A 26368-nucleotide genomic window follows, 5' to 3' on the forward strand; every position below is an offset into this window, starting at 1 on the left:
TCCTGCGTGTGGCGAGTGCTGGTCAACCGTAACGGACCGGACCGACCCCCGGCGTCAGCGGTTCGCGGGGGAGATGTTGAGGGTGGCGTCCTCGTTGAGCCACTTGTCGCCGCGGAGCTCGAGGTAGGGGTTCATCCACTCGAACTGCGCCGGGGTGACGCCGAAGCGCTTCGACACCGTGGTGAGGTCGTCCCCGTGCGACACCATGTACCAGGTGGGCGTGCCGTCGACGTCCTTCACGTACCCGTACGCCCCCGGGCGGGCCTTCCCCACGGTGACGTGAAGGTCCGGGTAGGGGTTCGGGATCTTCCACGTCAGCGTGCCGACCGCGAGCACGGAGCCGACCCACGGACGGTCCGCGTCGCTGGTGCCGTCGCCGGACGACATCGGCACCAGGACGGCGCTCGCGAGGTAGTCGGGCCGTGCGCCGGCGTCGAGCGTGTACGAGTCGGGCGGTCCGGACGCGCGGTCCCACTGCACGAACCCACGGGCGACCGCGTCGTAGCCGTCCTGGAACCCGGCGACGCGGTGGCGGAACTGGATCGACATCGGCTGCGGGTTCGTCGTCCGGTAGTCCGAGAGGTGCACCGTGAACACGCCGTCGGCATCGGCGGTGACCCGCACGTGGATCGACGTGTCCCCGGTCTTCGACACGACGTCGGTCTCGGCGGCGACGGTCCCGGCGGGGAGGACCTGCTCGGGGGTGGGGGAGGCGGAGGGCGTCGGTCGCTCGGTGGCGTCCGGTCCCTGCACGGCCAGCCGGGTCGGACTCGGCACCGGATCGGGTCCGCTGAACACCGAGCAGCCGGTCAGTCCGATGGCTGCGACCGCCGACAGCAGCACCACCGCAGTCGTCCGTCCCCTGGTCACCGCTCGGCGCATGATCCCCCTCGTCCCCGGCCGGCGTCGGATCTCGCCTGGCCCGCGGCGATCGTAGCGTGGGGTCGGGGCGTGTTCCGGGCCCGTGACCGGATCGGTACCGATGCTGCGGGATCGAGCGGTCGCCCTCGGGCGGACCACCGGTCGGGTGCGTCGATCGGACTGCCGGGGACGTCGCTCGGGCAGCGAGGCCTACGGTCGGCGCCATGAGCGACAGCATCCCCGACGTCCCGGGCCCCGAGGACTCCGACGACCGCGCACGCACCGACGCCCTGCGCGAGGCCGCACACCACGAGGGCGCGGACGGCGTCGGCGAGCGTGAGCAGCGCGCGGCCGACACCTCGTACAGCCCGTCGAGCGAGCGGGAGACCGAGGCCTCGCAGACGTCGCAGCGTGATCGCGCCGACCTCGAGGCGGACGGCATCGACCCGTCGAGGATCGTCGCCGCTCCGGGCACGGGTGGTGCCGACGACGCGGGAGACGTGGAGCCGGAGCCCGGCGACCTGCACCTGCCGTGGCAGTCCGAGGAGGACCGTCGGGGCTGAGGTTCCGGGGTACGGATCGCCCAGCCCGCCGGCGTAGCGTCCCGCGCATGCCGGTTCCGTGGATGGAGCGCACTGGTCGGACCCCAGGCGGGGTCGTCGGTGCGTGGTTCAACGTCGTCGTCTGTGCGGCGCTCGTCATCGGATTGCCGCTGAGCGTGCTGAGCCGTGGGCACGACCTCGCGCACATCGTCTTCGCGATCGTCCTGACGGCGATCGCGGTCACCCTGGAGGTCTTGTTCGTCCGGAACCTCCGGCAGCAGATCGAGCGGAGGCGGGGGCGGTGACCGGGGCGACCTGGTTCGGCATCGGCGCGGTCGTCGCGGCGCTGTGGGGTGTCACGATCGCGGTGTTCAACCGGTGGGCGCAGTCCATCGGTGGCGATGAGCTCATGAACGGGAGGCCACTCACCCCGCGGTTCGTCCGGGTGATCGGCATCTTCCTCGCAGTCGTGGGGACAGGGATCGCCGTGGTCGCCTTCAGTGGGCTGCTCCCGACCGGCTGAGCGCGTCAGGACACCGAGTCCGGGTGGGACCCCGTGCGCTGCCCCGACTCGAGCGACGCGATCGCCGCCAGGTCGTCGTCGCTCAGCACGAACCCGTCGACGTCGAGGTTCGACCGGATCCGCGACGGCGTCACCGACTTCGGCAGCACCACCACCCCCTGCTGCACGTTCCACCGCACGAGCACCTGCGCCACGCTCACCCCGTGGGCGTCCGCGATGCCGGTGAGCACCGGCTCGTCGATGAGTCGCCCGCGTCCGAGCGGTGACCAGGCCTCGGTCACGATCCCGTGCTGTGCGTGGAATGCCGTGAGCTCACGCTGCGGCAGCCACGGGTGCCGTTCGACCTGGTTCACCGCCGGGACCTCGCCCGTCTCGTCGATGAGTCGTTCGAGGTGGGGCGCCTGGAAGTTCGACACCCCGACGCTGCGCGCGCGCCCCGACTTGCGCAGCTCGACGAGGGCGCGCCAGGTGTCGACGTAGCGGTCGTTCGCCGCGGCCGGCCAGTGGATCAGGTAGAGGTCGACGGTGTCGAGCCCGAGTCGCTCGAGGCTCGCGTCGAACGCCCGCAGGGTCGCGTCGCGCCCCTGGTGGTCGTTCCACACCTTGGTCGTCACGAAGACGTCGTCACGGTCGAGCCCGGAGGCGCGGATCGCCTTCCCGACGCCGGTCTCGTTGCCGTACATCTCGGCGGTGTCGACGTGCCGGTAGCCGGCGTCGAGCGCGAGACCGACCGCCGTCTCGGCCTCGGTGTCGTCGACCTTGTAGACGCCGAAGCCGATGGCGGGGATCGATGCGCCGTCGCGGAGGGGGACTGAGGTGACCATGCACCCATCCTGCCGATCGTGGCGGGGGTGCGCCGCGCCTCCAGGCCGGGCGTCGCGCCACGTCATCGACGTGACACCCGTCGATCGACGCACGGGACGTCGAAACACGCGTGTTTCGCGACCTAGGTGGGGATGTTGACCGGCTCGGTGTCGGGGATGGGGCTCGCGTCGCGACCACGCAGGTCGGGCAGCCAGCGCCGCGTGACGAGCGGCAGGACGACGCCGACCGCGGCCATCACGGCACCGACCATCATCCCGCCGGTCGCTCCCTGGCTGTCGATGAGGAAGCCGGCGACCGCGGAACCGCCCGCTGCACCGATGAGCTGGCCGGTGCCCATCCAGCCGTAGGCCTCGGCCGTGTCGGAGAACTTCACCGTCGCCGAGACCGAGCCGAACATGACCGCGAGGGCCGGAGCGATGCCGGCGCCGGCGATGACCAGGGCGAGGCAGAGCCACCAGAAGTTCGTGCCGCCGACGGCCAGGGCGAGTCCGACGAACACGATCGACATGCGCGTCCACAGGGTGTTGCGCGAGATCGGCAGGTGGCCCAGCGTGAGGCCGCCGATGAGCGACCCGACCGCGAACACGGCGAGGACGATGCCGGCGTTCGGGCTGCCCTCGCCGAAGACGCTCGTGACGCTCGCCTCGACCGCGGCGCACGCCCCGATGAGGAGGAGGCCGGTGAGGGTGGCGACGACGACCGACGGCCGCTTCAGGACGACGCCGAACGCGCGCTTCGACCGCGGGATGCGGACCCGGCCGAGCTCCGGTGACGCGATGAACCACGTGCCGCCGACCACCAGGAACACCATCGCGACGACGATCGCCTGGACCGTGCCGATCTGCGTCGCGACGAACGTCGTGATGACCGGGCCGGCGACCCAGATGAGCTCCTGCGCGCTCGCGTCGAGGGAGAAGAGGGGCGTGAGCTGCGACGAGGTCACCATCTTGGGGTAGATGGTGCGCACCGCCGGCTGCACGGGCGGGACGGCGAGGCCGCCCAGGAACCCGACGACCACGTAGGCCCACAGCGGCATGACGAAGAACGCGATGACGGCCATGCTCACGAGCGCGACGAGGCTCGTCAGGATGAGCACCGGCCGCATGCCCCAGCTGCCCATCCAGCGGCTGGTGAGCGGACCCGCGATCGCCTGCCCGATGCTCGTGGTCGCGAGCACGAGACCGGCGGCGCCGTACGAGTCGAAGACGTGCTCGACGTGCAGCAGGTAGGCCAGCGACAGCATGCCGAAGGGGAACCGTGCGGTGAGCTGCGCGGCGATGACGCGACCCACGCCGGGAGTCTTGAGGAGGGGGCCGTACGTGCTCACGAGACGAGTGTACGGACCGGACGGACGGCCCTGTCACCCGTCCGGGGGAGGTGTGGACGGCGAGCTGACCGCGACACGCCGACACGCTGATTCCACACATGTGGATCGATGCTGTCCACGGGTGTGGGGAAGTGTCGGTGGTCCGCTGGAGAATGGCGGAATCACGGGCCTCTCCGAGCTGTTCACACTGTGGAGGAGCTTGTGGAGAACTACACGGCTGTAACACTTCCTCTTGTGGTCGGTGACTCCGCCAGCCACTAGATGTAGTGTGGAGGCATCGCAGCGGCCCCTCCCGGAACCTGCTGCACACAGGCATCAAGACAACCACCACAGCAACAGCAGAACCAGGGGAGATCATGGCCGTCACCGTCTACACCAAGCCGTCCTGCGTCCAGTGCACCGCGACGTACCGCGCGCTCGACAACAAGGGCATCCAGTACGAAGTGCACGACGTCTCCACCGACGAAGCCGCGCTCGAGCACGTCAAGAGCCTCGGCTACCTGCAGGCGCCCGTCGTCGTCACGGACGACGACCACTGGTCGGGCTTCCGTCCCGACAAGATCGCGACGCTCAGCGCCGAACTCGCGTAGTTCGACCCACGTCCGCGGGTGGTGACCCGAGCTCGTTCAGGAGGCTCGGATCACCACCGCAGGACACCCACGGTCCGTCTGTCCGCACCTTCTCATCGGAGGGGCACCATGAGCCGACTGGTCTACTTCTCGAGCGTGTCCGGGTACACCGCACGCTTCGTCGAGAAGCTCGGCCGTGACGCGGACCGGATCCCGCTCTACCCGAACGACCCGTTCCTCCACGTGGACGAGCCGTACGTGTTGGTGCTGCCCACCTACGGTGGCGGCAACGGGCAGGGAGCGGTCCCCAAGCAGGTCATCAAGTTCCTCAACGACGAACGCAACCGCTCGCTCATCCGCGGTGTGATCGTCGGGGGCAACACGAACTTCGGCGAGGCCTACGGTCTCGCGGGGGACGTCATCGCACGCAAGTGCAACGTCCCCGTCCTCTACAGATTCGAACTCTTCGGGACTCCTGACGACGTGTCAGCGGTCAACACAGGATTGGATGCATTTTGGACGCAGCAGTTGCAGACGTCGATCTGACGTCGCCGCAGACGGGGATGGACTACCACTCCCTCAACGCGATGCTCAACCTCTACGACGCGGACGGGAACATCCAGTTCGACAAGGACCGTGAAGCCGCGAAGCAGTTCTTCCTGCAGCACGTCAACCAGAACACCGTCTTCTTCCACAACCTGAAGGAGCGGCTCGACTACCTGGTCGAGAACGAGTACTACGAGCGCGAGACGATCGACATGTACTCGCTGGACTTCATCCAGAAGCTCAACGACCTGGCGTACTCGAAGAAGTTCCGGTTCCAGACGTTCCTCGGTGCGTTCAAGTACTACACGAGCTACACGCTCAAGACGTTCGACGGCAAGCGCTACCTCGAGCGCTTCGAGGACCGCGTCGTGATGACCGCCCTCGGCCTCGCACAGGGCAACGAGCAGCTCGCGATCGACCTCGTCGAGGAGATCATCGCCGGCCGCTTCCAGCCCGCGACCCCGACGTTCCTCAACACCGCGAAGGCCCAGCGCGGCGAGCTCGTCTCCTGCTTCCTCCTCCGCATCGAGGACAACATGGAGTCGATCTCGCGCGGCATCAACTCCTCGCTGCAGCTCTCGAAGCGCGGCGGCGGCGTGGCCCTGCTCCTCTCCAACATCCGCGAGGCCGGCGCCCCGATCAAGCAGATCGAGAACCAGTCCTCGGGCATCATCCCCGTGATGAAGCTGCTGGAAGACTCCTTCTCCTACGCGAACCAGCTCGGTGCGCGTCAGGGTGCCGGCGCGGTCTACCTCAGCGCCCACCACCCGGACATCATGCGGTTCCTCGACACCAAGCGTGAGAACGCCGACGAGAAGATCCGTATCAAGACGCTGTCCCTCGGTGTCGTCGTGCCGGACATCACGTTCGAGCTCGCGAAGAACAACGAGGACATGTACCTCTTCTCGCCGTACGACGTCGAGAAGGTCTACGGCATCCCGTTCGGCGACGTCCCGATCTCCGAGAAGTACCGCGAGATGGTCGACGACTCGCGCATCAAGAAGACGAAGATCAAGGCGCGTGACTTCTTCACCACGATCGCCGAGATCCAGTTCGAGTCGGGCTACCCGTACATCGTGTTCGAGGACACGGTGAACAAGGCCAACCCGATCAAGGGTCGGATCAACATGTCCAACCTGTGCTCGGAGATCCTGCAGGTCAACACCCCGACGACGTTCAACGAGGACCTCTCGTACAACGAGATCGGCAAGGACATCTCCTGCAACCTCGGCTCGCTGAACATCGCGCTGACGATGGACTCGCCGGACTTCGGTCGCACCATCGAGACCGCCATCCGCGGCCTCACCTCGGTGTCGCAGATGTCGCACATCACGTCGGTCCGCTCCGTCGAGGACGGCAACGACAAGTCGCACGCCATCGGCCTCGGCCAGATGAACCTGCACGGCTACCTCGCTCGTGAGCGCGTGTACTACGGCTCCGAAGAGGGCATCGACTTCACGAACATCTACTTCTACACGGTGCTGTTCCACGCCCTTCGTGCGTCGAACAAGATCGCGATCGAGACCGGCGAGACCTTCGACGGCTTCCGCGACTCGAAGTACGCGTCGGGCGAGTTCTTCGACAAGTACACCGACCAGGCGTGGACCCCCGCCACGGCTCGCGTCGCCTCGCTCTTCGACAACGCGAACATCACGATCCCGACGCAGGACGACTGGAAGGCGCTGAAGGCGTCCATCCAGGAGCACGGCATCTACAACCAGAACCTGCAGGCCGTCCCGCCGACCGGTTCGATCTCGTACATCAACCACTCGACGTCGTCGATCCACCCGATCGCGTCGAAGATCGAGATCCGCAAGGAAGGCAAGCTCGGTCGCGTCTACTACCCGGCGCCGTTCATGACGAACGACAACCTGGACTACTACCAGGACGCGTACGAGATCGGTGCCGAGAAGATCATCGACACGTACGCCGCGGCGACGCAGCACGTGGACCAGGGCCTGTCCCTGACGCTGTTCTTCAAGGACACCGCCACCACGCGCGACATCAACAAGGCGCAGATCTACGCATGGCGCAAGGGCATCAAGACGATCTACTACATCCGTCTCCGCCAGCTCGCGCTCGAGGGCACCGAGGTCGAGGGCTGCGTCAGCTGCATGCTGTAGAGCCTGCCGCTCTGCATTCTGGAGGCGCGGTGCCAGCCCGCACCGCGCCTCCAGTCCCGTAATCATCACCATCTCTTGAAGGAAACGTGCGTTGGTCGAGAAGCTGAAGCTCATTGATCGGGTCCAGGCCATCAACTGGAACCGCATCCAGGACGACAAGGACGTCGAGGTCTGGAACCGCCTCGTCAACAACTTCTGGCTGCCCGAGAAGGTGCCGCTGTCGAACGACGTGCAGTCGTGGAACACGCTGACGCCGGCCGAGCAGAAGCTGACCATGCGCGTCTTCACGGGCCTGACGCTCCTGGACACCATCCAGGGCACCGTCGGCGCCGTGTCGCTCATCCCCGACGCGATCACCCCGCACGAAGAAGCCGTCTACACGAACATCGCGTTCATGGAGTCGGTGCACGCCAAGAGCTACTCGTCGATCTTCTCGACCCTCGCGTCGACGCCCGAGATCGACGAAGCCTTCCGCTGGTCCGAGGAGAACCCGAACCTGCAGAAGAAGGCCCAGATCGTCATGGACTACTACCAGGGCGACCAGCCGCTGAAGCGCAAGGTCGCTTCGACGCTGCTCGAGTCGTTCCTGTTCTACTCCGGGTTCTACCTGCCGATGCACTGGTCGTCGCGGGCGAAACTGACGAACACCGCCGACCTCATCCGCCTGATCATCCGTGACGAAGCCGTTCACGGGTACTACATCGGGTACAAGTACCAGAAGGGGCTCGAGCAGCTCACGCAGCCCGAGCGTGACGAGTTGAAGGACTACACGTTCTCGCTCCTGTTCGAGCTGTACGAGAACGAGGTGCAGTACACGCAGGACCTCTACGACGAGGTCGGGCTGACCGAGGACGTCAAGAAGTTCCTGCACTATAACGCCAACAAGGCGCTGATGAACCTGGGCTACGAGCCGATGTTCCCGAAGAACATCACGGACGTGAACCCGGCCATCCTGTCCGCCCTGTCGCCGAACGCTGACGAGAACCACGACTTCTTCTCGGGGTCGGGGTCGTCGTACGTGATCGGCAAGGCTGTGAACACTGAGGACGAGGACTGGGACTTCTGAGTCTGGTCTGAATCGTGGGGGCGCCCCGTTGGCTTCGGCTGGCGGGGCGTTCTTCGTTCGCGAGCACGGTCGCGCATCCGGCCGGATAGGGGGCGCTCATCGAGATTCGTTCCGGACGAGCTATGTGAGACGTGAAGGCCGTGGAGCGCGTGCCGCGGGAGGCGGTGTCCGATGGAGGATCGGTTATCGAGACGGCTTCAGGCGTGACATTTTTGAAGGAGAGCGCGGCCCCCATCGGGGTCCCGGTGGGAGCCGCGTGCCGGTCGGTGCGTCATTCCGGTGTGTAGACGTAGAACTGGTCGCCGGGCGCTCCTTCGACGGCGGGAGTCGCAGCGACCCAGTTCCGTCTGCTGGTGGTGCTCAACACCTCGCTAGGAATCTTCTGGCTCGGCTTCCGGATCTGGATGTGGCGTTTCGGACTCCGCAAGTCGAAGGGCGACCGGTAGCGGATCAGTCAGAGAAGTGAGATGTCCGTAGGCATCTGGCCCGCGGTCTCGCCAGTTGAGCTTTCGGGCGATCCTGGGTCTCCGTGACCGGCGCTGTCTCAGTTGCGTGAAGTTCCGTGTCGCTCCGGTATGGCGATCGCAATTCCGAGAAGCGCTGCGACCGCCAGGACTATTAGCTGAGCCACGGCATCCTGAGCGGTCATGTGTCCGAGGTGCGTCGCGTGGTATGCGAAGTGGAGCACGCCAAAGCTGCCCCACGCGATGCCGAGGACGCGGTATAGGGGCTGTGATCGCCAGAACAACGCTGCGATGCTGCCGGCGCCGAGGGCGAGGTACTGCGCCCCGTGGTCGCGGATGAGGTGCTCGTTGAACGGCCCGTCCTGGGAGATCCACTCGCCGAGCAGCGAGGGGAAGTGGTCGTAGAACTCTCGCGGCAGCACGTAGGCCCAGATGCCGACAGCGACGGCGACGATGATCGTGCCCACGAGGCCGACGGTCTGCAGGGGGCCGATGCGGTCTCGCGAGGGTCGTTCGTGCTCCAATGGAGTCTCCTTGCTCGTCGGGTTGTTCAGCTGCGGTGGTCTGCGGAGCGGAGCCACTGGTCGAACGTCGTGCCGGTCACGCGCTGTGGCTCGGCCCCGCCTCGCAGGGCACCGGAAGCGAGGCCCCTGCCGTACGCGCCTGGGAGACGGACGTCGAGAACGCGGCGCCGGACGTTGTCGTGTTCGTACATCCGTCGGATCATCTCGGCGAGGGTGTCCTCCTCCGGGCCGACCAGATCGGGACCTCGACCCGCGGGGGCGGATTCGGCGACGCGGACGAGGTGCTCCGCGACGTCCCGTGCTGCGACGGGCCGAGACAGGGTGCGCGGCACTACTGTGACCGGTCCGATGGAGGTCTGTGCTGCGACCTGTTCCGAGAATTCGTGGAACTGCGCGGTCCGAGCCACGGTGTGCGGGACGTTCGAGGCGCGGACGAGACGTTCCTGCGCGAGCTTGCCGGCGTAGTAGGACGTGTCGATTCCGTCGATACCGACGATCGACAGGACGACGTGGTGCGCTGTGCCGACTCGTGTCTCCGCCGCGAGGAGGTTCGAGGTAGCGGTCGAGAAGAAAGCTCTGGCCGCTTTGGTGGAGAGCGTCGTGGTGTTGAGCACATCGATGACCGCGTCAGCGTCTTCGATCGAACCGGCGATACCGACATTGCCGAGCACGTCGACGCCGTGCTGTTTCGAGAGGACGACGACGTCGTGCCCTCGTTCAAGTGCTGCATGGACGACGTGGCGTCCGACGGTGCCGGTGCCGCCGGCGATCGCGATCTTCATGTGGTCTCCCGGTTCGGCGCGTCAAGCCGCGCTCTTGCTCACACTGACGAGGTCGGGGCGCAGAGTGTGAGGGCGCGCTTCAGTTGGAGTGGGGGCGAGCGCTGGCTACGGCTGCGTCGTGGGCACGTCGACGGGGTAGCGGCGGGTGCCGGTGCGGTGTGCGCCGAGCGGTACGAGGGAGTCGGGAGCGTCGGCGCCGAGCGCAACGCCGGGCGCTGTCGCGACCTGACGGCTGTCCGCGGCTGCCGAGAGGGTTGCGCGGAGGATTTCGTCGAGCCGGTAGCGGTCTGGTCCGGCGAGGTCGACGGTGTCGTTCACGGGCTGCCTGGTTGCGGTCTCGGCCAGGAGGTCCACGACGTCGTCGACGTCGACAGGCTGGAGCAGCATGCCAGGTGCGCGGACGACGCCGTCGTCTGTGAGCCAGTCGGCGATCGTGGGGATGAAGTCGTGGAACTGCGTTGCGCGGACGATGGTGAAGGGTATGCCGCCGTCACGGACCGCTTCTTCCTGGGCGACCTTGCCGACGTAGTAGCCGTTGGCGAGTGCGCGGTCCGCGCCGACGACCGAGAGCAGCACGTGATGGCGGACGCCGGTGGTGTGCTCGGCCGCGAGGACCCGTTCGGTGGATCCGCGGAAGAAGGCGGTTGCGGCTGCAGGATCCATGTCGACGGTGTTCAGCACGTCGACGACGACGTCGACGTCGGCCATGGCGATGCCGAGGCCGGCCCCGGTGACGGCGTCGACTCCGTTCGTGCGTGATGCGACGATGGTGTCGTGTCCGAGCTCGTTGAGGCGGAGCGTGAGGCGGGTGCCGACGTGGCCGTTGCCGCCGAGGATGAGGATCTTCATTTGTGTCCCTTTCCGGGGGCTTCTGCCGCCGCCCATGTGACGACGCTGGGCGGCAGGGTGTGAGGTCAGCTGATGGACCAGGAGGTCAGTTTCTCCGGGTTGACCTGCATCCACACGTCGGTGATGCGCCCGTCACGCACCTTGACGTTGACGATGGCGAGCAGCTGATCCCCCTCCATGGCGGCGAGCGCGACACCGTCACCGGTCAACTGTTCGCGGAATGCGAGGGAGGGCCGCTTGCGAGCGGTGCCGAGCATGAACCGAGCGACGTTGGAGACACCGAGGACCGCGCGTCGAGCGGCGTTGACGACGCCTCCGCCGTCGGAGCGGAGTGTGACTGAGGGGTCTAGGAGCGCCGTCAGCGCGGCGAGATCTCCGCTGCTAATCGCGGCCGCGAAGGCGAGCATGACGTCATCGTGCTGCTTCCGGTTGCGTGGGTGCATGTCGTGATCTCGCACGCGGCGTCGGGCTGACGTCGCGAGCTGCCGGACGGCTGTGGAGGTTCGACCGACGATGATGGCAATCTCGTCGAACGGCACGGCGAATACGTCGTGCAGGACGAACGCGACGCGCTCCGCCGGTGTCATGCTCTCCATGACGATCAGCAGCGCCGTGCTGACCTCGTCGTCGAGCGTCACGCGGTCCAATGGGTCGGCGGTTGCTGTCCGGTCGCTGGCGCTGCCGGTGAAGAGGTTGGCAGGTACCGGTTCGGGGAGCCATTCCCCGACGTATCGCTCACGGCGTGCCCGTGCGGACCCGAGGACATCGAGGCACACCCTGCTCATCACCCGCGTGAGCCACCCCTGTGGGTTCGTGATCGCGGCTCGTTCGGCATCCGTCATTCGGTACCAGCGGACGTAGGTTTCCTGCACTGCGTCCTCGGCTTCGGCGAGGGTGCCGAGCATGCGGTAGCCGATCGAGATCAACCGTCGGCGTTCGTCGAAGACGTCTGGGAGCTGCTCGCTGGCGCGGGCAGCGTCCGTTCCGGGCTTCTGTGGCTCGCTGTCGGTCATCGTCGCTCCTGTTCGTGCTGTGATCATCATGACGACGGCGGGTGCCGGAATGTGAGGCGATACGGCGGGGAAGGCCGGGGCGAAGGAGTTGCACCCGGCCTTCCTCTTGGTGTCAGGTCAGGGGGCTACCGGGTAGTGGCTGGTGATCGCGACCCGGTTCCAGGCGTTGATGACGATCGCAACCCAGGTGATAGCGGATACCTGCTCGTCGGATAGCGGTGCCACCTCCGGCCGGCGCGTCACGTGCTGGTCGCCGATGCCGGTGATCTGCTCCGCGATCAGGAGCGCGGCCTGCTCCTCGGGGGAGAAGTACTGCGATTCCCACCAGGCCGCGACGACGGCAAGCCGATCGGCGGTCTCGCCGGCGGCGATGGCGTCGCGGACGTGCATCCGGAGGCAGAACGCGCACCCGTTCAGCTGCGAGGCGCGGATCTTCACCAGCTCCACGAGCTTCTTGTCCAGTCCCGCGTCGGCGGCATCGTGTTCGGCCTGGCCCGTCAAAGCCATGAGCGTTTCGTAGTTCTTCGGCGCGTGCTTGCCGATGTTCACGTGCTGCATCCTTGTGCTCCTTTGATTGTCGAACGACGCCGCACAGCGACGCCCCGAGATCCGTCGCTGTGCGGGTGTCTGTTGCTGTGACGACGTGCGTCTACTCGGTGTGAGGTTGTGCTGGGGAAGTGAGCATCGTCATGCTTTGACGACCGGAGCTTGCGTGGCGTCACCGGCGGCGACAGGCGCGGCGTGTTCTGCATCGACTGGGGGTAGCGGCGCGAGGCGGTCCGTGAAGAAGAAGTGGTTCAACTGAGTACGGATTCGCATCGCGGTGGTGGTGCGGCCGTCTGCTCTGGGCTGCAGGATGACCGGTTCGGGCCGTTCGGCGGCGAGGATGCGCCATTGCTCTTCGGCGCTGATCGATGCGTGGACTTCGATGTGGTCGCCGTCGGGGAGTCGGACGATGCGTCCCGTTTCGTAGCCGTGGAGGAGCGCTTCGCGATCCTTGCGCTGGAGTGCGAGCGCGGTCCGGCGGGCGAGCGCGAATGCGATGAGCGGTCCGACGATCAGCAGCGTCTGCTCGGTGTGGATGACGGTCTCGAGTGCCAGTTGGAATTGGTGCGCGAGAACGTCCGCGCTGCCGGCTGCCCAGAGGATGCCGTAGAAGGTCATGCCGGCAGCGCCGATGGCCGTGCGTGTCGGGGTGTCGCGTGGTCGCTGCACCAGGTGGTGATCGCGCGCGTCGGCCGCGACCCACTGCTCGAGGAATGGGTACAGCAGTACGAGGACCATGAAGGCGCCGATCGCGAGCAACGGGACGACGACGGCGAGTGTCACGGTTCGTCCGAGGATGACGATCTCCCATCCGGGTGGCACGAGGCGAAGGGCACCGTCAAGGAAGGCCGTGTACCAGTCCGGTTGCGACCCCGCGGTTGCGTTGCCGGGGTCGGACGGGCCGTACTCCCACACCGGATTGATCGTCACCGTCGTCGCGATGACGACCAGGATCCCCACCACAATGATGAAGAAGCCGCCGAGCCGGATCAGCCCGTTGGGCCAGAGCGCCACCCCCGTCGTCGTCGCTTCCGACCTGCCGGGAGCGGGGAACTGAGCTGGTGGTTCCGCGAGGGCGACGACGGCTTGGACAGTGAGCAGCAGGGCCATGGCGATCGGGACGACGCCGAAGTGGATGACGGCGAGTGTCTCGATGATTCGGCCGGGGAACGGGCCCCCGAATAGGAGCCCGGCGACGTCCGTTCCGATCAGTGGGATGCCAAGAGCGACGCCTTCGACGATGCGGAGTCCGCTGCCGGAGAGCATGTCGTCCGGTAGCCCGTAACCGCTCCATCCGCCGGCGAGGGCGACGACGTACAGGAGGAACAGCAGAACCCAGCGCGTGCGGCGCGGCTTGCGGAACCCGCCGGTGAAGAAGGTGACGAGCATCTGCATGATGATCGTCGCCGGGAGGAGCTGCATCGACCAGTGGTGCAGTTGGCGCAGCAGCATACCGCCATGCACGTCGAAGGCCAGCCGCAGCTCCGACGCGTACGCCGCGGAGACACTGTGACCGTCGAGGGGTGCGTACAACCCGTGGTAGACGACTTCTTCGGTGGACGCATTGAACAGGAACCCCATGACGAATCCTGTGCCGAGATAGACCATTGCGATCGCTGCGGTCGCGACGCCGAACAAGCTGGTCCAATGCAGCGGTACCGGGCGGTGCCGCATCCAGATGAGGGCCGCGGCGGACAGCCGTCCGAGCGTGGTGTCCGCGACCACGGCCGCTAGGGACCGGCGGGATGGTCGGGTTCGACGATCAACGGGCATCGGTCGCTCCCGGGACGGTGTCGGGGACACCACCGGTCACGAACGCTCGGCGAGGCTCGGTGATGGAGCCGAGGGAGGCGATGTCGCGGCCCGCGAAGACAGCGCTGATCCAGACCAGAAGGACACGGAACTTCCGCTCCCATGTCGGAACGGCGAGCACGTGGTAACCGCGGTGCATGACCCACGCGGGAAAGCCCGTGATGACGATGCGCTTGTACTGGAAGATCCCGTGTCCGAGGCCAAGAGTCGCGACGACACCCAGGTTGTGGTGCACGTAGTCACGGGGTGCTTCGCCGCGGAGCGTTGCGACGAGGTTCTTCGCGAGCCGCTTGCCCTGTCGGACGGCGTGCTGAGCGTTCGGGACCGTGAGTGCCCCCGGCTTCGGGGCGGCAAGGTCCGGTACGGCTGCGTCATCGCCCGCGGCCCATGCGTCCGGAACGATCCCGTCGTCGCCCTCCACGCGCAGGTCTGCACGAACGCGGACCGACCCGCGGGCGGTCAGTGGCAGGTCAGTATGGCGCTCCACGACGGGGTTCGCTGCGTTACCGGCAACCCAGACGATGAGGCCGGAGTCGTACTCCTCGCCGGTCGAGAGGACCACGCGGCCGCCGACGGCGGAGAGCATCTGCGTGTTCAGGTGAACGTGACCGCCTCGTCGTTCGAGGTGTCGGACGACCCACCTGCCGGGTTCGTCGGTGACCTCGGGCAGGATCCGTCCCTGCGCTTCGACGAGGTGGAACGAGATGTCGGCCATGCTCAGCTCCGGGTACGACTTCAGCAGCGCGGTCGCGAGGGCGAGGGTTTCGCCGAAGCCTTCCACGCCGGAGAAGCCACCTCCAACGAACGTCACGGTGAGCAGCTTCTGCCGCTCGGGCCCCGGGGGGAGGACCGAGGCGCGGTCGAAGGCGGTGAGGATGTGGTCGCGGATCGCGACGGCTTCCTCGACCTGCTTCATCCCGATTGCTTCATCGACGAGCCCGGGGATGGGGAACTTCCGCGTGACTGCCCCGGCGGTCACGACGATGGTGTCGTATCGCACCGGGAACGGCTCGCCGTCCTTCGGTGTCACGGTGACGGTCCGGGCGGCGTGATCGATGTTCGTTACCGCGCCGGCGATCAGTCGGGTCCTGCGGAGGTGGCTACGGAGGGAAACGGCGACGTGGCGCGCTTCGACGGAGCCGGCAGTCACCTCGGGGAGGAACGGCTGGTACGTCATGTAGGGACGTGGATCGATGACGGTGACGCGCGCTTCGCCGCGGCGGAGCTTCTTCTCCAGCTTCCACGCGGTGTAGAACCCGGCGTACCCGCCGCCGACGATGACGATGTCCTTCACGGTGCGACCTTCTTCCTGTCCAGTCAAAGGTCTGACGGCGCAGCTCACGCTTATGTGAGTCATCACCGGAATCGCCGCTCGGCCATCACGCTCACCGTGCTGGCGTCGTCACAGAGGGGAGACCATCAGACAGGAGCGAACCCGATGGACACGCCCACAACGGTCGTCGACGACTACCTCCACAGGCTCGCCATTGACTACGTCCCCTTCGCGGACCTCAGGAGCCTCCAGACACTGCACCGCACACACCTCGCGACGGTTCCGCTCGAGGAACTCGGCGGATGCGAGGACGCAGCCGGCTCCTTGCCCGGGCTCCTCGACCGCATCACCCAGCAGCGGCGCGGTGCACCCGCGACGCAACTGAACCTGGCGTTCGCGATGCTGCTGGTCGGCCTCGGCTTCACCGTCACCCCGCTCACCGTCACCCCGAACCGACTCCCCAGCGCCCGCGGGATTCCCCGATTGGCTCTCACCGTGCGCCTCGGGGCGGACCCGTACCTGGTAGATGTGTCCGGAGCCGGCGCCGACGAACCACTGCGCCTCCAGGACAGGCAACAGCAGAGAGGTTCGATCGACGGCTTTGAGATCCACATGCTCAATGGCGAGCTCGGCGTCCGAGGATCGGACGGTCCTCGCTACACGGTGGCATCCGCTCGAGGTCTTGACGACACCCTCCGCTTCGACGCTCTTGTCCGTTCCGACACGCTCGGCCGGCGGGTTGGCGCCGATGCACCTGTCTTCTCAATTCGTCGGCAACGCGGACGGACGACCCTCATCGGCGATCACCTCATCGAGACGAACGGGACGGCGCGCACGGATGTGCTGCTCGCGCCGGGCCAAGCCCCGCAAGCGATACGCGAGCGATTCGGTGTCGTGCCCTCCGCTCGGGAAGAGCGGTGTTTGTGCGGTCGATCTCGTTGACTCGGCGTGCTGCTTGATCAGCTGGTGAGGCTGCGTTCGAAAAGGCGGTACGCACCGTCCGATCCGATGTGGCGAAACCCGTGGGACGTGTAGAGCCGTTCAGCGCGAGTATTCGACTCGTGGACGCCGAGCGCGGCCGTCGGTGCACCGCCAGCGGTCGCTGCACTGACGAACCCTTCCAAGAGGCGGCCGCCGACACCGGCGCCCCGCCGCTCGGGCACCACGTGCACGGCGACGAGTGTCGCGACGGCGGGCTGCAGTTGCCAGACGGCCAAACCGGTGACCATGCCATCCGCGTCCGTGATCGCGCCGCTGGTGGGCAAGCAATCGATCCACAGCTCGAGATTCCGGTCCAAAGCATTCGTCCATCCGGCGACACTGTCCGGCTCAACCTCCTGCATGTACGCCCGTTCCAGACGGAACAGCAGCGGGAGATCCTCGGGACGGATTGTGCGGTAGCTCATGGGCCGATCATGCCGTTCGGGAGAATGTTCACGTCAGCGGTCGATGCCGATTGGCGCGTCGACACCGTCCCGTGAACCGATGACGTCCTCGGCCGGGATCGCGTCGACGAGCGCGCTTCGCTGTGCGTCGGTGAGCCGAATACCTGCGGCTGCCGCGTTCTCGTCGAGGCGGGAGCGGCGACGTGTTCCAGGGATGGGTACAGCGCCCTCGGCGAGGAGCCACGCGAGGGCCACCTGCGCGGTCGTCGCACCGATCTCGCTGGCTACCCGCTCGACGCGTGCGACGAGCCGCCGGTTTGCAGCGAACGCTGCGGGCTGGAAGCGCGGGAGACCTCGCCGGGCGTCGTCCGGCGCCAGATCGTCCAGGCTGCGGACGCCCTCGGTGAGGACCCCGCGTCCGAGCGGGGAGAAGGCCACGAAGCCGATGCCGAGTTCGTCAGCGGTCGCCTTCTCCTCGTTGTGCAGCACGTCCCGGGAGAACAGGGAGAACTCCGATTGCACTGCAGCAATCGGGTGAACGCTGTGAGCGCGGCGGAGCGTGGACGCGGCGACTTCTGAGAGGCCGATGTGTCGCACCTTCCCCGCTGCGACCAGGTCCGCCATCGCACCGACGCTGTCCTCGATCGGTACCGCAGGGTCGGCGCGGTGGAGGTAGTACAGATCGATGGTGTCCATGCCAAGGTGCCGGAGGGACCGGTCGCAGGCGCGTCGGATGTACTCGGGGCTGCCGTTGCGGCCGTGGACGGTGCCGTCGTCGTCGGTCTCCGCTGATGCCTTCGTCGCGATCGTGATCTCGTCGCGACGAGACCCCAGGGCGCGGCCGATCAGCTGCTCGTTCGTGAACGGTCCGTACGCCTCGGCGGTGTCGATGAACGTGACACCGATCTCGACCGCGTGCTGCAGCGTCGCGATCGACTCCTGCTCATCGCTCGGGCCGTAGAAGGCGTTCATGCCCATCGCGCCGAGACCGATCGTGGAGACGGTCAGTCCGTCACCGAGCTGTCGTGTCTGCATTTGCAGGGGTTCCTTTCTCGACGATCGCCCGGTAGGTGGCAATTTTCTGTTCGATCGCGGCGAGGTGCCGCTGCGTCCGTGCGAGGTCTTCGAGGACGTGCTGCCGGTGGTCCTCGAAGAACCGGAGCCGGTCCTCTTCCGTGCCGGGCCGTCGACTGAGTTCAGCGATCCCGCGGATGTCGGCGATCGACATGCCGGTCTCGCGCAGCATCACCAACCCGCCGACCCAGTCGAGGTCGGGTTGGTGGTACCGGCGCTGCCCGGACGGTGTCCGCGGCGTCGGGTCGAGCATCAGGCCAGCCCGGTCGTAGTACCGCAGGGTCTCCATCGGGAGACCCAGCGCGGCCGCGGCCTGCCCGATGCTCAGCCCGTCCGGTGGGACGGCTGCATCGACTTCGGGGAGGGGAACTTCGCGCATGGCCTCATGCTCACACCCGGAGTGCGCTCCAGGTCAAGCGCTCGTCACGGTCCGCCCGCTCACCGGCGGACGACCTACGCCACCACAGCGGCGACGACGAGATCCAGTACACGATCACGCTGCCGGCGGTCCGTGCCGCTCGTCTCCGAAGCCACCGCTGTCCCTGCCACCAACAGCAGCACGTCGTCCGAGGCCACACCGTCACGCAGCCGTTCGGCTCGTTCCAGCGCAGCCAGCAGCACCTGCAGCGCATCGTTCAGACGGCCGCGGCTGTGCTCAAACGGCTGGGCGCCGCCCGCAATCGCAGCCGTCAACGCCGAGCTCAGACCGGCTTTCGTAGCCAAGTAGTCGACAAACCGGTCCAACCACTCACGAAGGGCAGTCGCCGGTTCCTCGTTCGCTGCGAGGTGCGCAGCAGCATCGCAGACAGCGTCGAGCTCATTCCGGTACACAGCTTCGACCAGGGCGATGCGCGAGGGGAAGTGCCGGTAGACGGTCCCGACACCGACGCCCGCCGCGGCTGCGATCGCGGTGAACGGCACGTCCGCGCCTTGCATGGATACCAACTGCACTGCTGCATCGAGCACGCGCGCCCGGTTGCGCACGGCATCCGCGCGAAGGCCGTTCCGATCGCTCATCCCCACCCCTTCCAAACGGAACGCTTTCCGTTTACGCTGTTCCGGAACGCGTTCCGCTTACCACTGTACTTCCACGAGAACGGATCGAACATGACGACCAACCCAGACGCCACCGTGCTGGTCACCGGCGCGAACGGCTACCTCGGCGCGCACATCACCGCGGCGCTACTCGACCAGGGCTACAGCGTTCGCGCCACCGTCCGCAGCGCAGCCCGAGGAGCGGCGCTGCGCGAGGATCTCGACCGTGCAGGGGTGCTGTCTGCCGACAGGCTCGATCTCGCGTACGCCGACTTGAGCTCCGACAACGGTTGGACCGAGGCCATGTCCGGGGCGCGGTACGTGATGCACGTCGCTTCTCCCTTCCCCGGCGACACCCCGCAGCACGAGGATGACGTGATCGTGCCGGCACGAGACGGAGCACTCCGCGTCCTCGCGGCTGCTCGCGATGCCAGCGTTGAGCGAGTCGTGATGACGTCCTCGTTCGCAGCCGTCGGGTACTCACACAAAGCTGTTCCGAGCTTCACTGAAAGCGACTGGACCAACCCCGAGGATGACCTGCAGCCCTACATCAAGTCGAAGGTCGTCGCCGAGCGAGCCGCGTGGGACTTCGTTGCTCAGCAAGGGGAGGGGCTGGAGCTCTCGGTCGTGAACCCCGTGGGCATCTTTGGCCCGACGCTGAGCACGAAGCTGTCGACGTCAGTCGCGTTCATCAAGGCGATGCTTGACGGTTCGATGGAGAGCCTGCCGGCACAGTCGTTCGGCGTTGTTGATGTGCGCGACGCTGCTGTGCTCCACCTTGCAGCGATGACGCGCTCAGAAGGGGCGGGGGAGCGGTTCCTGGCAGTCGCGGACGGACCATCCGTGAGCTTCCGCGATGTCGCTGTCCTGCTCCACGAGGAGCTCGGCTCCCTCGCCTCACACGTTCCATTGACCGAAGCAGCCGCCAGCAGCGACGGATCGGACAGCTCGGTTGCGCCCGTCATCAGCAACACCAAAGCCAAGAACGTCCTCGGCTGGGAGCCGCGCCCCGTGCGCGAGACGCTGCTCGACACTGCGATGTCCCTCGTGGAACTCGGCCTCGTCGGCAAGGACGAGCCAAGTCGTCGATGACGCTCACGCGGTCCTAGAAGGGCGCCTGCCGTAACTCGATGTGGCGGGCTCGCACTGGTCTCACGCGGTGGCGGTGCCAGGACCGTCAGCGGCGCGAGGCATTTGGTCGCCTCACAAGTCGGTGCTGTCCGTCGTCAAGCCCTCGGCGAGATCTCGTCAAAGACAGAAGAAGGGTGAACATGAGGGTCTTCATCGCGGGCGGTCGTGGCCAGGTGGGAGCGGAAGTCGCTGGGGTGCTGAAGGAGGAGGGCGTTGAGGTAGTCATCGGCAGTCGCGCCAATGGCGTGGACGCGACGACGGGCGACGGGCTGGACGCCGCGCTGGTCGGAGTGGACACGATCGTGAACACGCTCAACATCGCGCGCTTCGACGACGAGGCGACGGCGTTCTTCGAGACGACGACCCGGAACCTGGTGCGTGCCGGGAACCGGGCAGGGGTTCGGCATCATGTCCTGCTGTCGATCGTCGGTGTCGGTGAGGAGGACGGACCGGACAACGGGTACTGGCGCGGCAAGGTCGCCCAGGAGCGGTTGTTGAAGTCAGCAACGGTACCCGCGACGATCGTCCGTACGACCCAGTTCCACTCCTGGGTCCCGGTGCTGGCAGACCAGCACACCGTCGACGGACGGGTGATCGCGGAGCGCTCACTCATCCAGCCAGTCGACCTCTCCGAGGTTGTGGACCTCCTCGCGACGACCGCGCACGACCCGGAACCGTCTGATCGTGAGATCGACCTGGCTGGACCGGAGCGCTACTTCTTCGACGAACTTCTTCGCGGAACGCTGGCCGCAGCAGGCGACGATCGTGAAGTCGTGACCGTCCCGCGCACCGGGCCGATTGACCTGATGGTTCCGCGCGGCCGGCATCAAGTCGGGAACAAGAAGTACCCAGTCCCCAACATCCCACTCGCTCACTGAGGGCAAATCGCGACCTGGCTTACTCTCGTCCGGAAGCGGAGCACTGGATGCTGCACGTCCGGTGAAGGATCGGATATCGGACGCGATGGACGCCCCGTTGGACCTGCTGGTGCTGCGGGGCGTTCCGTTCAGCTCAGCCGCGGTCGCGTGCCATTCCTGCTTCGGTGTTGCGAGTACCGACTGCGACGCCGTGCGGGGATGCAGCTTCGATCCGGGCGAGGTCGCTCGTGGTGAGGACGACGTCGGCGGCGGCGACGTTTTCCTCGATCCTGTACGCCTTCGTGGTGCCGGGGATCGGGACGGTGCCGACCTGCATCAGCCACGCGAGCGCCAGCTGCGCGGTCGTGACTCCCTTCTCGTCAGCGATGACCTTCAGTGCCGAAACGACGCGGAGGTTCGCGTTGATCGCCTCGTCTGAGAACCGGGGGAGGTTTCGCCGTGCGTCGCCCTCGGGGAGGTCGTCCTTGCGGGTGAGGGTGCCGGAGAGGAACCCGCGGCCCAGCGGCGAGAAGGACACGAACCCGATGCCGAGCTCGCGGGCAGTGTCGAGGACGCCGTTGTGTTCGGCGTCGCGCTCGAACAGGCTGTACTCGGACTGGATCGCCGTGATCGGGAACGTCGCGTGCGCACGGCGCAGGGTCTCGGCCGAGGTCTCGGAGACCCCGATGTAGCGCGCTTTTCCGGCGGTCACGGCTTCAGCCATCGCGCCGATGGTGTCCTCGATCGGGACGGTCGGGTCTGCCCGGTGCAGGTACCAGAGGTCGACGTGGTCGGTGCCGAGGTGGCTGAGGGACCGGTCGATCGCGCGGCGTGCATGTCCCGGGGAGCCGTCGAGGCCGATTGGTGTGCCGTCGTCGGTGAAGTCCGTGGCGAACTTCGAAGCGATGACTACTTGTTCCCGGTCGGCACCGAGGACCCGGCCGAGCAGTTTCTCGTTCTCGAACGGTCCGTACGCTTCTGCGGTGTCGAACAGGGTGATCCCGAGGTCGAGGGCTCGTCGGATGGTCTCGACGGAGCCGGTCTCGGTGGCGCCGCCGTAGAAGGCACTCATGCCCATGCACCCGAGACCGAGGGCGGACGTGACGAGGCCCTGGGAGCCGAGAGGGATCTGCTGCATGCGTGTTCTCCGTTCGTCGCCGGGATCACCCGGACGATGACGACCCTCCACCCTGGTGCGCACACCATGTCAGGTGGGAGACTCGACCCATGCTGCTCCCGGAGGTCCACGTCGATGAGCCGGTCACGATCAGCGCTGCGGCAGAGTTGCTCGGCATCACCGTCGACACGATCCGTTACTACGAGAAGGAAGGCATCGCGCCGGCTCCTGATCGTGGGCAGCACGGGTGGCGCCGTTACGACACGGCTGCGCTGAGCTGGCTCGCCGGGACGGTGATGCTCCGCGGGACCGGGATGAGCGTGCAGGAGATGCGCGAGTACGCGTCCGCGTACAGGGCTGGCGCTGATGATGTCGCACGGCTCGCGCTCCTCGAGCAGCATCATGCGACCGTCCTCGCTCGGCAGGCGGAGGTGCAGCTGCACCTCGCGGCGCTGGAACGGAAGATCGAGGCGTACCGCGAGACCATTGCCGCGACCGGCCGATCGGCGGCATGACCTCTGCCCGGTCGACCATCGGCTCCCGGACGCGGCATAGACGTGGAATCAGTGGGCAGCGGTGTCGGCTTCGGCTGTCGGAGCTCGCCCGTGCTCCTGCTTGCGGGCGTAGTAGGCGGCACTGAGTTGGACGATGGCGAGAACTGACCACGTGATCGCCATGAACGTGTGGAATCCGGACGGGTCGACGATGGCCAGAACGATCCAAATCACAGCCAGAGCGGCCCAGGTCCACGCAAGCCACGGGAGGGGCTTCCCAACGATTCGTTCGAGGATGCTGCGCCGCTTCATCTCGGTCATGTACGTGACCCTATGGGATGGGTTCTAGCTGTCAGACGATGTCCGGTAGCCGATCGGCTATTGAGACGCCTATCAGAGACCCGTCGTCGAGCTTCGATAGTGCCGCGCAACTTTTCGAAGCTCGAACTCACTTCTTGGCACGCGCCGATCTGCCGATAGCCCACCCTCGTCACTTCCACACCTCAGCTGACCTGGGCCCGTAAGGGAGCGGTCAACCCCCTACGCGACACCAGCAGACGTGTTTACGTTGAGGTCTGCCTAGGAGGGCGCTTGCTCGTCACAAAAATTCGTATCGACGGTCAGATATTTTTTCTCGATCCCGGCCAAGACGTTGACGCCCTCAAGGCGGCAATCCAGGATGCAGCTCGAACGGCGCCGACGTTCGTCGAGTTCGACACAGTCGGCCATGGGCTTGTCTCCGTGCTCGTCACCCCGACCGCGCCCGCGCGCTTCGAAACTGTCAATCGCTCCGACGACGAGTACGAGAGCATGGTCGAGCACCCAGAACCTGTCGATATAGAGCTGCTTGCCCTCGACACGTACATGGACCCGCATATCCCCGAGTCAAGACCAGGGCGCCCTAACGCACAGGACTGAGACCTGCGTCTGATCCGGTGCTGACGCACCGGCCACGACAGGTGGCACGGCCGCATCCCTAGCCGTTGGTGCACCAGCAGCTGATCGGCTATCGGACGCGAAAGTCCCTCCGCTGCCGAGCTGGTGCTGCGGGGCGTTCCGTTCGGGTCAGCCGCGGTCGCGGGCCATGCCTGCTTCGGTGTTGCGGGTTCCGACGGCCACGCCGTGAGGCGAGGCCGCTGCGATGCGTTCGAGATCGCCGGTCGTGAGGACGACGTCGACAGCGGCGGCGTTCTCCTCGACCCGGGACGGCTTCGTGGTCCCGGGGATCGGGACGGTGCCAGCCTGAACCAGCCACGCGAGCGCGAGCTGCGCAGTCGTGACGCCTTTCTCGTCAGCGATGACCTTGAGGGCGTCGACGACGCGGAGGTTCGCATCGATCGCCTCGTCGGAGAACCGGGGCAGGTTCCGCCGGGCGTCCCCCTCGGGGAGGTCGTCCTTGCGGGTGACGGTGCCGGAGAGGAACCCGCGGCCGAGCGGCGAGAAGGGCACGAACCCGATCCCGAGCTCTGAAGCGGTGGCGAGGACGCCGTTGTGCTCGGCGTCGCGCTCGAAGAGGCTGTACTCGGACTGGATCGCCGTGATCGGGAACGTCGCGTGCGCCCGGCGCAGGGTCTCGGCTGACGTCTCGGAGACGCCGATGTAGCGGGCCTTACCAGCGGTCACGGCTTCAGCCATCGCGCCGACGGTGTCCTCGATCGGGACGTTCGGGTCCGCCCGGTGGAGGTACCAGAGGTCGACGTGGTCGGTGCCGAGGTGGCTGAGAGACCGGTCGATGGCCCGTCGTGCGTGCTCTGGGGAGCCGTCGAGACCGATTGGCTGGCCGTCGTCGGTGAAGTCGGTGGCGAACTTCGACGCCACCACTACACGGTCTCGATCGGAGCCGAGCACCTGGCCGAGGAGCTTCTCGTTCTCGAACGGCCCATATGCCTCCGCGGTGTCGAAGAGGGTGATGCCGAGGTCGAGCGCGCGACGGATGGTCGCGGCGGAGCCGGCTTCGGTCGCACCGCCGTAGAACGCGCTCATGCCCATGCATCCGAGCCCGAGTGCGGACGTGACGAGGCCTTGGGAGCCGAGAGGGATCTTCTGCATGCGTGTTCTCCGTTCGTCACCGGGATGACCCGGACGATGACGACCTTCCACCCTGGTGTGCGCACCATGTCAAGTGGGAGACTCGGATCATGCTGCTTCCCGAGGTCCACGTCCGCGAGCCGATTACGATCAGCGCTGCGGCGAAGCTGCTCGGCATCACGGTCGACACGATCCGCTACTACGAGAAGGAAGGCATCGCACCAGCACCAGCACGAAGCTCGGACGGGTGGCGACGCTACGACACGTCGGCACTGAGCTGGCTCGCTGGAACGGTGATGCTTCGCGGCACGGGAATGAACGTCCAGGAAATGCGCGAGTATGCGGCCGCGTACCGGGCCGGCGCTGACGACACCGAACGGCTCGCGCTCCTCGAAGAGCACCACGCTGTCGTTCTTCAGCGGCAGACAGAGCTTCAGCGACACCTGGCCGCGTTGGAACGGAAGATCGACGCATATCGCCAGACCATCGCCGCGAGAGGTGCGAGCGGGAAGGCTCGATCGGCCGCCTGATGACGCTGTCCGTTTGCCCATCGCCTATTGGGCCGTATGACGATGGTCGTCCGATACGTGGATGCGACGTCGACGTTAGAGCTGACCGGCCCTGAGCAGCAGCCGGATGCTCCCGGCCGCTTCGACTCAATCACGATCTCGAGCTCGGCCAATCAGTGCGTCGACCCATAAGCCCACGCCGCCGGCGAGAAGGAAAATGCCGAGGATCCATGTCGGGAAGCCGTGTGTCGTGGTCACGGTCCGCATCGGCGTCAGTAGGCACACCAGACCCAGCACGAGGAAGGCGGTTGCGACGCTCGCCGGACGCCAGAACTTGGGCTTCCTCATGAGACGAACATAGCCAGCATCAGACGGCGAGGTCTTGATTACAGCCCGTCCGATAGCCGGTCGTGCTTGCTCGAAGCCCCAAGCGGGACCCTCGATGGTTTTGATCCCGGGTGGGGCTCCGCTCTCGGACGCCCGCGTCTGAGAGCGGAGCTGAGGATTTAGCGGTTGGGGTGCGCTTGTCGGTTGACGCAGCGGTAGACGGTTGCGCGTCCGATGCCGAACAGCTCGGCGAGTTCGGCGACCGAGTGCGTGCCAGCTTCGTGGACCTCGAGGAGGTGGCGTTGTTGCGCGGGGCTGAGTTTGGGTTGCCGGCCGCGGAGGTGGCCTTTCGCTTTCGCGATCTGCATTCCTTCGCGCGTTCGGGCGCGGATGAGGTCGGACTCGAACTCGGCCACCATCGCGAGGACGTTGAACAGCAGCCGGCCAATGGGGTCGTTCGGGTCGTGGACGGAGCCGCCGATGTTGAGCTTGACGTTCTTGGCGGTGAGTTCGTCGACGATGTCCTTCGCGTCGCGGAGGCTTCGTGCGAGCCGGTCGAGCTTGGCGATGACGAGTGTGTCCCCGTCACGACAGGAAGCAAGCGCTTCGCGCAGCCCCGGTCGTGATCTGTTCGTGCCAGTCAGGCCATGATCGGTGTGGATGTTGGGCGGGAGGACTCCAAGCCGTTCCAGCGCGACGCGTTGAGCGGTGAGGTCCTGTTCGTAGGTTGAGACGCGGGCGTACCCGATGAGTAGAGCGTTCATGG

32 protein-coding genes are annotated in these 26368 nt (G+C 66.6%); 13 read left to right on the forward strand and 19 right to left on the reverse strand.

From position 1 onward, the window contains the following. Positions 1 to 54: 54 nt before the first annotated feature. Positions 55 to 882 carry a hypothetical protein gene (locus BJK06_RS10920; protein ID WP_156794834.1) on the reverse strand — a complete coding sequence of 276 codons (828 nt, stop codon included), beginning with the start codon at positions 880 to 882 and terminating at the stop codon, positions 55 to 57. Positions 883 to 1085: 203 nt separating this feature from the next. Between BJK06_RS10920 and BJK06_RS10925 the strand changes: the two genes are divergently transcribed. From BJK06_RS10925 to BJK06_RS10935, 3 genes are read left to right on the forward strand one after another with little or no spacing between them, the layout of a single operon-like run. Next, positions 1086 to 1424 carry a hypothetical protein gene (locus tag BJK06_RS10925; protein WP_070417911.1) on the forward strand — a complete coding sequence of 113 codons (339 nt, stop codon included), beginning with the start codon at positions 1086 to 1088 and terminating at the stop codon, positions 1422 to 1424. 47 nt (positions 1425 to 1471) lie between these two features. Then, positions 1472 to 1708, forward strand: coding sequence for a hypothetical protein (locus BJK06_RS10930; RefSeq protein ID WP_156794835.1), 237 nt, complete (start codon positions 1472 to 1474; stop codon positions 1706 to 1708). Next, positions 1705 to 1926 (forward strand): hypothetical protein, encoded by a 222-nt coding sequence (locus BJK06_RS10935; RefSeq protein WP_070417913.1) that lies wholly within the window; start codon positions 1705 to 1707, stop codon positions 1924 to 1926. The genes BJK06_RS10930 and BJK06_RS10935 overlap by 4 nt, the downstream gene beginning before the upstream one ends. Before the next feature lie 5 nt (positions 1927 to 1931). Here BJK06_RS10935 and BJK06_RS10940 read toward each other — a convergent pair whose 3' ends face one another. Then, positions 1932 to 2750, reverse strand: coding sequence for an aldo/keto reductase (locus BJK06_RS10940; RefSeq protein WP_070417914.1), 819 nt, complete (start codon positions 2748 to 2750; stop codon positions 1932 to 1934). 122 nt (positions 2751 to 2872) lie between these two features. Next, positions 2873 to 4078 carry an MFS transporter gene (locus BJK06_RS10945; RefSeq protein WP_070417915.1) on the reverse strand — a complete coding sequence of 402 codons (1206 nt, stop codon included), beginning with the start codon at positions 4076 to 4078 and terminating at the stop codon, positions 2873 to 2875. A 356-nt stretch (positions 4079 to 4434) separates the two neighbouring features. On the opposite strand from BJK06_RS10945, the gene nrdH reads away from it, so the two are divergent. From nrdH to nrdF, 4 genes are all read left to right on the forward strand, one after another. Further along, on the forward strand, positions 4435 to 4668 hold the full coding sequence (gene nrdH / locus BJK06_RS10950) for a glutaredoxin-like protein NrdH (protein WP_022904483.1): 234 nt from the start codon (positions 4435 to 4437) through the stop codon (positions 4666 to 4668). A gap of 108 nt (positions 4669 to 4776) precedes the next feature. Further along, positions 4777 to 5193 carry a class Ib ribonucleoside-diphosphate reductase assembly flavoprotein NrdI gene (gene nrdI, locus BJK06_RS10955; RefSeq protein WP_022906556.1) on the forward strand — a complete coding sequence of 139 codons (417 nt, stop codon included), beginning with the start codon at positions 4777 to 4779 and terminating at the stop codon, positions 5191 to 5193. Positions 5194 to 5210: 17 nt separating this feature from the next. Then, a complete protein-coding gene (gene nrdE, locus BJK06_RS10960) occupies positions 5211 to 7316 on the forward strand; it encodes a class 1b ribonucleoside-diphosphate reductase subunit alpha (RefSeq protein WP_083295195.1) in 2106 nt (701 codons plus the stop codon). A 91-nt stretch (positions 7317 to 7407) separates the two neighbouring features. After that, positions 7408 to 8382, forward strand: coding sequence for a class 1b ribonucleoside-diphosphate reductase subunit beta (gene nrdF, locus BJK06_RS10965; RefSeq protein ID WP_070417917.1), 975 nt, complete (start codon positions 7408 to 7410; stop codon positions 8380 to 8382). Between the two features lie 544 nt (positions 8383 to 8926). On the opposite strand, the gene BJK06_RS10970 is transcribed toward nrdF, so the two are convergent. The 7 genes from BJK06_RS10970 to BJK06_RS11000 form a co-directional block, all read right to left on the reverse strand. Beyond that, complete coding sequence (locus BJK06_RS10970; protein WP_070417918.1) at positions 8927 to 9370, reverse strand: hypothetical protein; 444 nt, start codon at positions 9368 to 9370, stop codon at positions 8927 to 8929. Positions 9371 to 9396: 26 nt separating this feature from the next. Beyond that, on the reverse strand, positions 9397 to 10152 hold the full coding sequence (locus BJK06_RS10975) for an SDR family oxidoreductase (protein ID WP_070417919.1): 756 nt from the start codon (positions 10150 to 10152) through the stop codon (positions 9397 to 9399). Positions 10153 to 10257: 105 nt separating this feature from the next. Further along, positions 10258 to 11037, reverse strand: coding sequence for an SDR family oxidoreductase (locus BJK06_RS10980; RefSeq protein ID WP_219810636.1), 780 nt, complete (start codon positions 11035 to 11037; stop codon positions 10258 to 10260). Positions 11038 to 11066: 29 nt separating this feature from the next. Next, positions 11067 to 12014: an RNA polymerase sigma factor SigJ gene (gene sigJ, locus BJK06_RS10985; RefSeq protein WP_070417921.1), complete on the reverse strand. Its 948-nt coding sequence runs from the start codon at positions 12012 to 12014 to the stop codon at positions 11067 to 11069. 117 nt (positions 12015 to 12131) lie between these two features. Beyond that, positions 12132 to 12572, reverse strand: coding sequence for a carboxymuconolactone decarboxylase family protein (locus tag BJK06_RS10990; protein ID WP_070417922.1), 441 nt, complete (start codon positions 12570 to 12572; stop codon positions 12132 to 12134). A 129-nt stretch (positions 12573 to 12701) separates the two neighbouring features. Then, positions 12702 to 14285: a cytochrome b N-terminal domain-containing protein gene (locus tag BJK06_RS10995; protein WP_070417923.1), complete on the reverse strand. Its 1584-nt coding sequence runs from the start codon at positions 14283 to 14285 to the stop codon at positions 12702 to 12704. Between the two features lie 37 nt (positions 14286 to 14322). Continuing rightward, on the reverse strand, positions 14323 to 15666 hold the full coding sequence (locus tag BJK06_RS11000) for an NAD(P)/FAD-dependent oxidoreductase (RefSeq protein WP_070417924.1): 1344 nt from the start codon (positions 15664 to 15666) through the stop codon (positions 14323 to 14325). 144 nt (positions 15667 to 15810) lie between these two features. Between BJK06_RS11000 and BJK06_RS11005 the strand changes: the two genes are divergently transcribed. Then, positions 15811 to 16587, forward strand: a complete 777-nt coding sequence (locus BJK06_RS11005) for an arylamine N-acetyltransferase (RefSeq protein ID WP_070417925.1) — start codon at positions 15811 to 15813, stop codon at positions 16585 to 16587. 17 nt (positions 16588 to 16604) lie between these two features. Here BJK06_RS11005 and BJK06_RS11010 read toward each other — a convergent pair whose 3' ends face one another. The 4 genes from BJK06_RS11010 to BJK06_RS11025 all read right to left on the reverse strand — a co-directional run bounded on the left by BJK06_RS11010 (position 16605) and on the right by BJK06_RS11025 (position 19121). Further along, a complete protein-coding gene (locus BJK06_RS11010; RefSeq protein ID WP_070417926.1) occupies positions 16605 to 17051 on the reverse strand; it encodes a GNAT family N-acetyltransferase in 447 nt (148 codons plus the stop codon). A 33-nt stretch (positions 17052 to 17084) separates the two neighbouring features. Then, complete coding sequence (locus BJK06_RS11015) at positions 17085 to 18065, reverse strand: aldo/keto reductase (protein ID WP_070417927.1); 981 nt, start codon at positions 18063 to 18065, stop codon at positions 17085 to 17087. Continuing rightward, entirely contained in the window at positions 18043 to 18483 is a 441-nt protein-coding gene (locus BJK06_RS11020) for a MerR family transcriptional regulator (protein WP_070417928.1), read from the reverse strand. Before BJK06_RS11020 ends, BJK06_RS11015 begins: the two co-directional genes overlap by 23 nt. Positions 18484 to 18557: 74 nt before the next feature. Then, complete coding sequence (locus BJK06_RS11025; RefSeq protein WP_070419389.1) at positions 18558 to 19121, reverse strand: TetR/AcrR family transcriptional regulator; 564 nt, start codon at positions 19119 to 19121, stop codon at positions 18558 to 18560. A 90-nt stretch (positions 19122 to 19211) separates the two neighbouring features. Between BJK06_RS11025 and BJK06_RS11030 the strand changes: the two genes are divergently transcribed. Together BJK06_RS11030 and BJK06_RS11035 are read left to right on the forward strand one after the other, a co-directional pair. Further along, on the forward strand, positions 19212 to 20231 hold the full coding sequence (locus tag BJK06_RS11030; RefSeq protein ID WP_070417929.1) for an aldehyde reductase: 1020 nt from the start codon (positions 19212 to 19214) through the stop codon (positions 20229 to 20231). Positions 20232 to 20410: 179 nt separating this feature from the next. Further along, on the forward strand, positions 20411 to 21148 hold the full coding sequence (locus BJK06_RS11035; protein ID WP_070417930.1) for an SDR family oxidoreductase: 738 nt from the start codon (positions 20411 to 20413) through the stop codon (positions 21146 to 21148). A 133-nt stretch (positions 21149 to 21281) separates the two neighbouring features. Here BJK06_RS11035 and BJK06_RS11040 read toward each other — a convergent pair whose 3' ends face one another. Continuing rightward, positions 21282 to 22265: an aldo/keto reductase gene (locus BJK06_RS11040; RefSeq protein ID WP_070417931.1), complete on the reverse strand. Its 984-nt coding sequence runs from the start codon at positions 22263 to 22265 to the stop codon at positions 21282 to 21284. An 89-nt stretch (positions 22266 to 22354) separates the two neighbouring features. On the opposite strand from BJK06_RS11040, the gene BJK06_RS11045 reads away from it, so the two are divergent. Then, positions 22355 to 22759 carry a MerR family transcriptional regulator gene (locus tag BJK06_RS11045; protein ID WP_070417932.1) on the forward strand — a complete coding sequence of 135 codons (405 nt, stop codon included), beginning with the start codon at positions 22355 to 22357 and terminating at the stop codon, positions 22757 to 22759. Positions 22760 to 22807: 48 nt separating this feature from the next. Here the strand turns inward: BJK06_RS11045 and BJK06_RS11050 are convergent, their stop codons facing one another. Continuing rightward, the gene (locus BJK06_RS11050) at positions 22808 to 23059 is read right to left on the reverse strand and encodes a hypothetical protein (protein WP_070417933.1); all 252 of its coding nucleotides are present in this window, start codon (positions 23057 to 23059) and stop codon (positions 22808 to 22810) included. A gap of 270 nt (positions 23060 to 23329) precedes the next feature. Here BJK06_RS11050 and BJK06_RS11055 point away from each other — a divergent pair, with 270 nt between their 5' ends. After that, positions 23330 to 23656 (forward strand): hypothetical protein, encoded by a 327-nt coding sequence (locus BJK06_RS11055; RefSeq protein ID WP_070417934.1) that lies wholly within the window; start codon positions 23330 to 23332, stop codon positions 23654 to 23656. 147 nt (positions 23657 to 23803) lie between these two features. Here BJK06_RS11055 and BJK06_RS11060 read toward each other — a convergent pair whose 3' ends face one another. Further along, positions 23804 to 24787, reverse strand: coding sequence for an aldo/keto reductase (locus tag BJK06_RS11060; protein WP_070417935.1), 984 nt, complete (start codon positions 24785 to 24787; stop codon positions 23804 to 23806). A gap of 89 nt (positions 24788 to 24876) precedes the next feature. Here BJK06_RS11060 and BJK06_RS11065 point away from each other — a divergent pair, with 89 nt between their 5' ends. Next, the gene (locus BJK06_RS11065) at positions 24877 to 25296 is read left to right on the forward strand and encodes a MerR family transcriptional regulator (protein WP_070419390.1); all 420 of its coding nucleotides are present in this window, start codon (positions 24877 to 24879) and stop codon (positions 25294 to 25296) included. Between the two features lie 126 nt (positions 25297 to 25422). Here BJK06_RS11065 and BJK06_RS18605 read toward each other — a convergent pair whose 3' ends face one another. Together BJK06_RS18605 and BJK06_RS18250 are read right to left on the reverse strand one after the other, a co-directional pair. Beyond that, positions 25423 to 25623 (reverse strand): hypothetical protein, encoded by a 201-nt coding sequence (locus BJK06_RS18605; RefSeq protein WP_156794836.1) that lies wholly within the window; start codon positions 25621 to 25623, stop codon positions 25423 to 25425. A gap of 158 nt (positions 25624 to 25781) precedes the next feature. Further along, positions 25782 to 26366 carry a recombinase family protein gene (locus BJK06_RS18250; RefSeq protein WP_083295199.1) on the reverse strand — a complete coding sequence of 195 codons (585 nt, stop codon included), beginning with the start codon at positions 26364 to 26366 and terminating at the stop codon, positions 25782 to 25784. Positions 26367 to 26368 lie beyond the last annotated feature (2 nt).

It is taken from the genome of Curtobacterium sp. BH-2-1-1, from assembly GCF_001806325.1.
Classification (GTDB): domain Bacteria; phylum Actinomycetota; class Actinomycetes; order Actinomycetales; family Microbacteriaceae; genus Curtobacterium.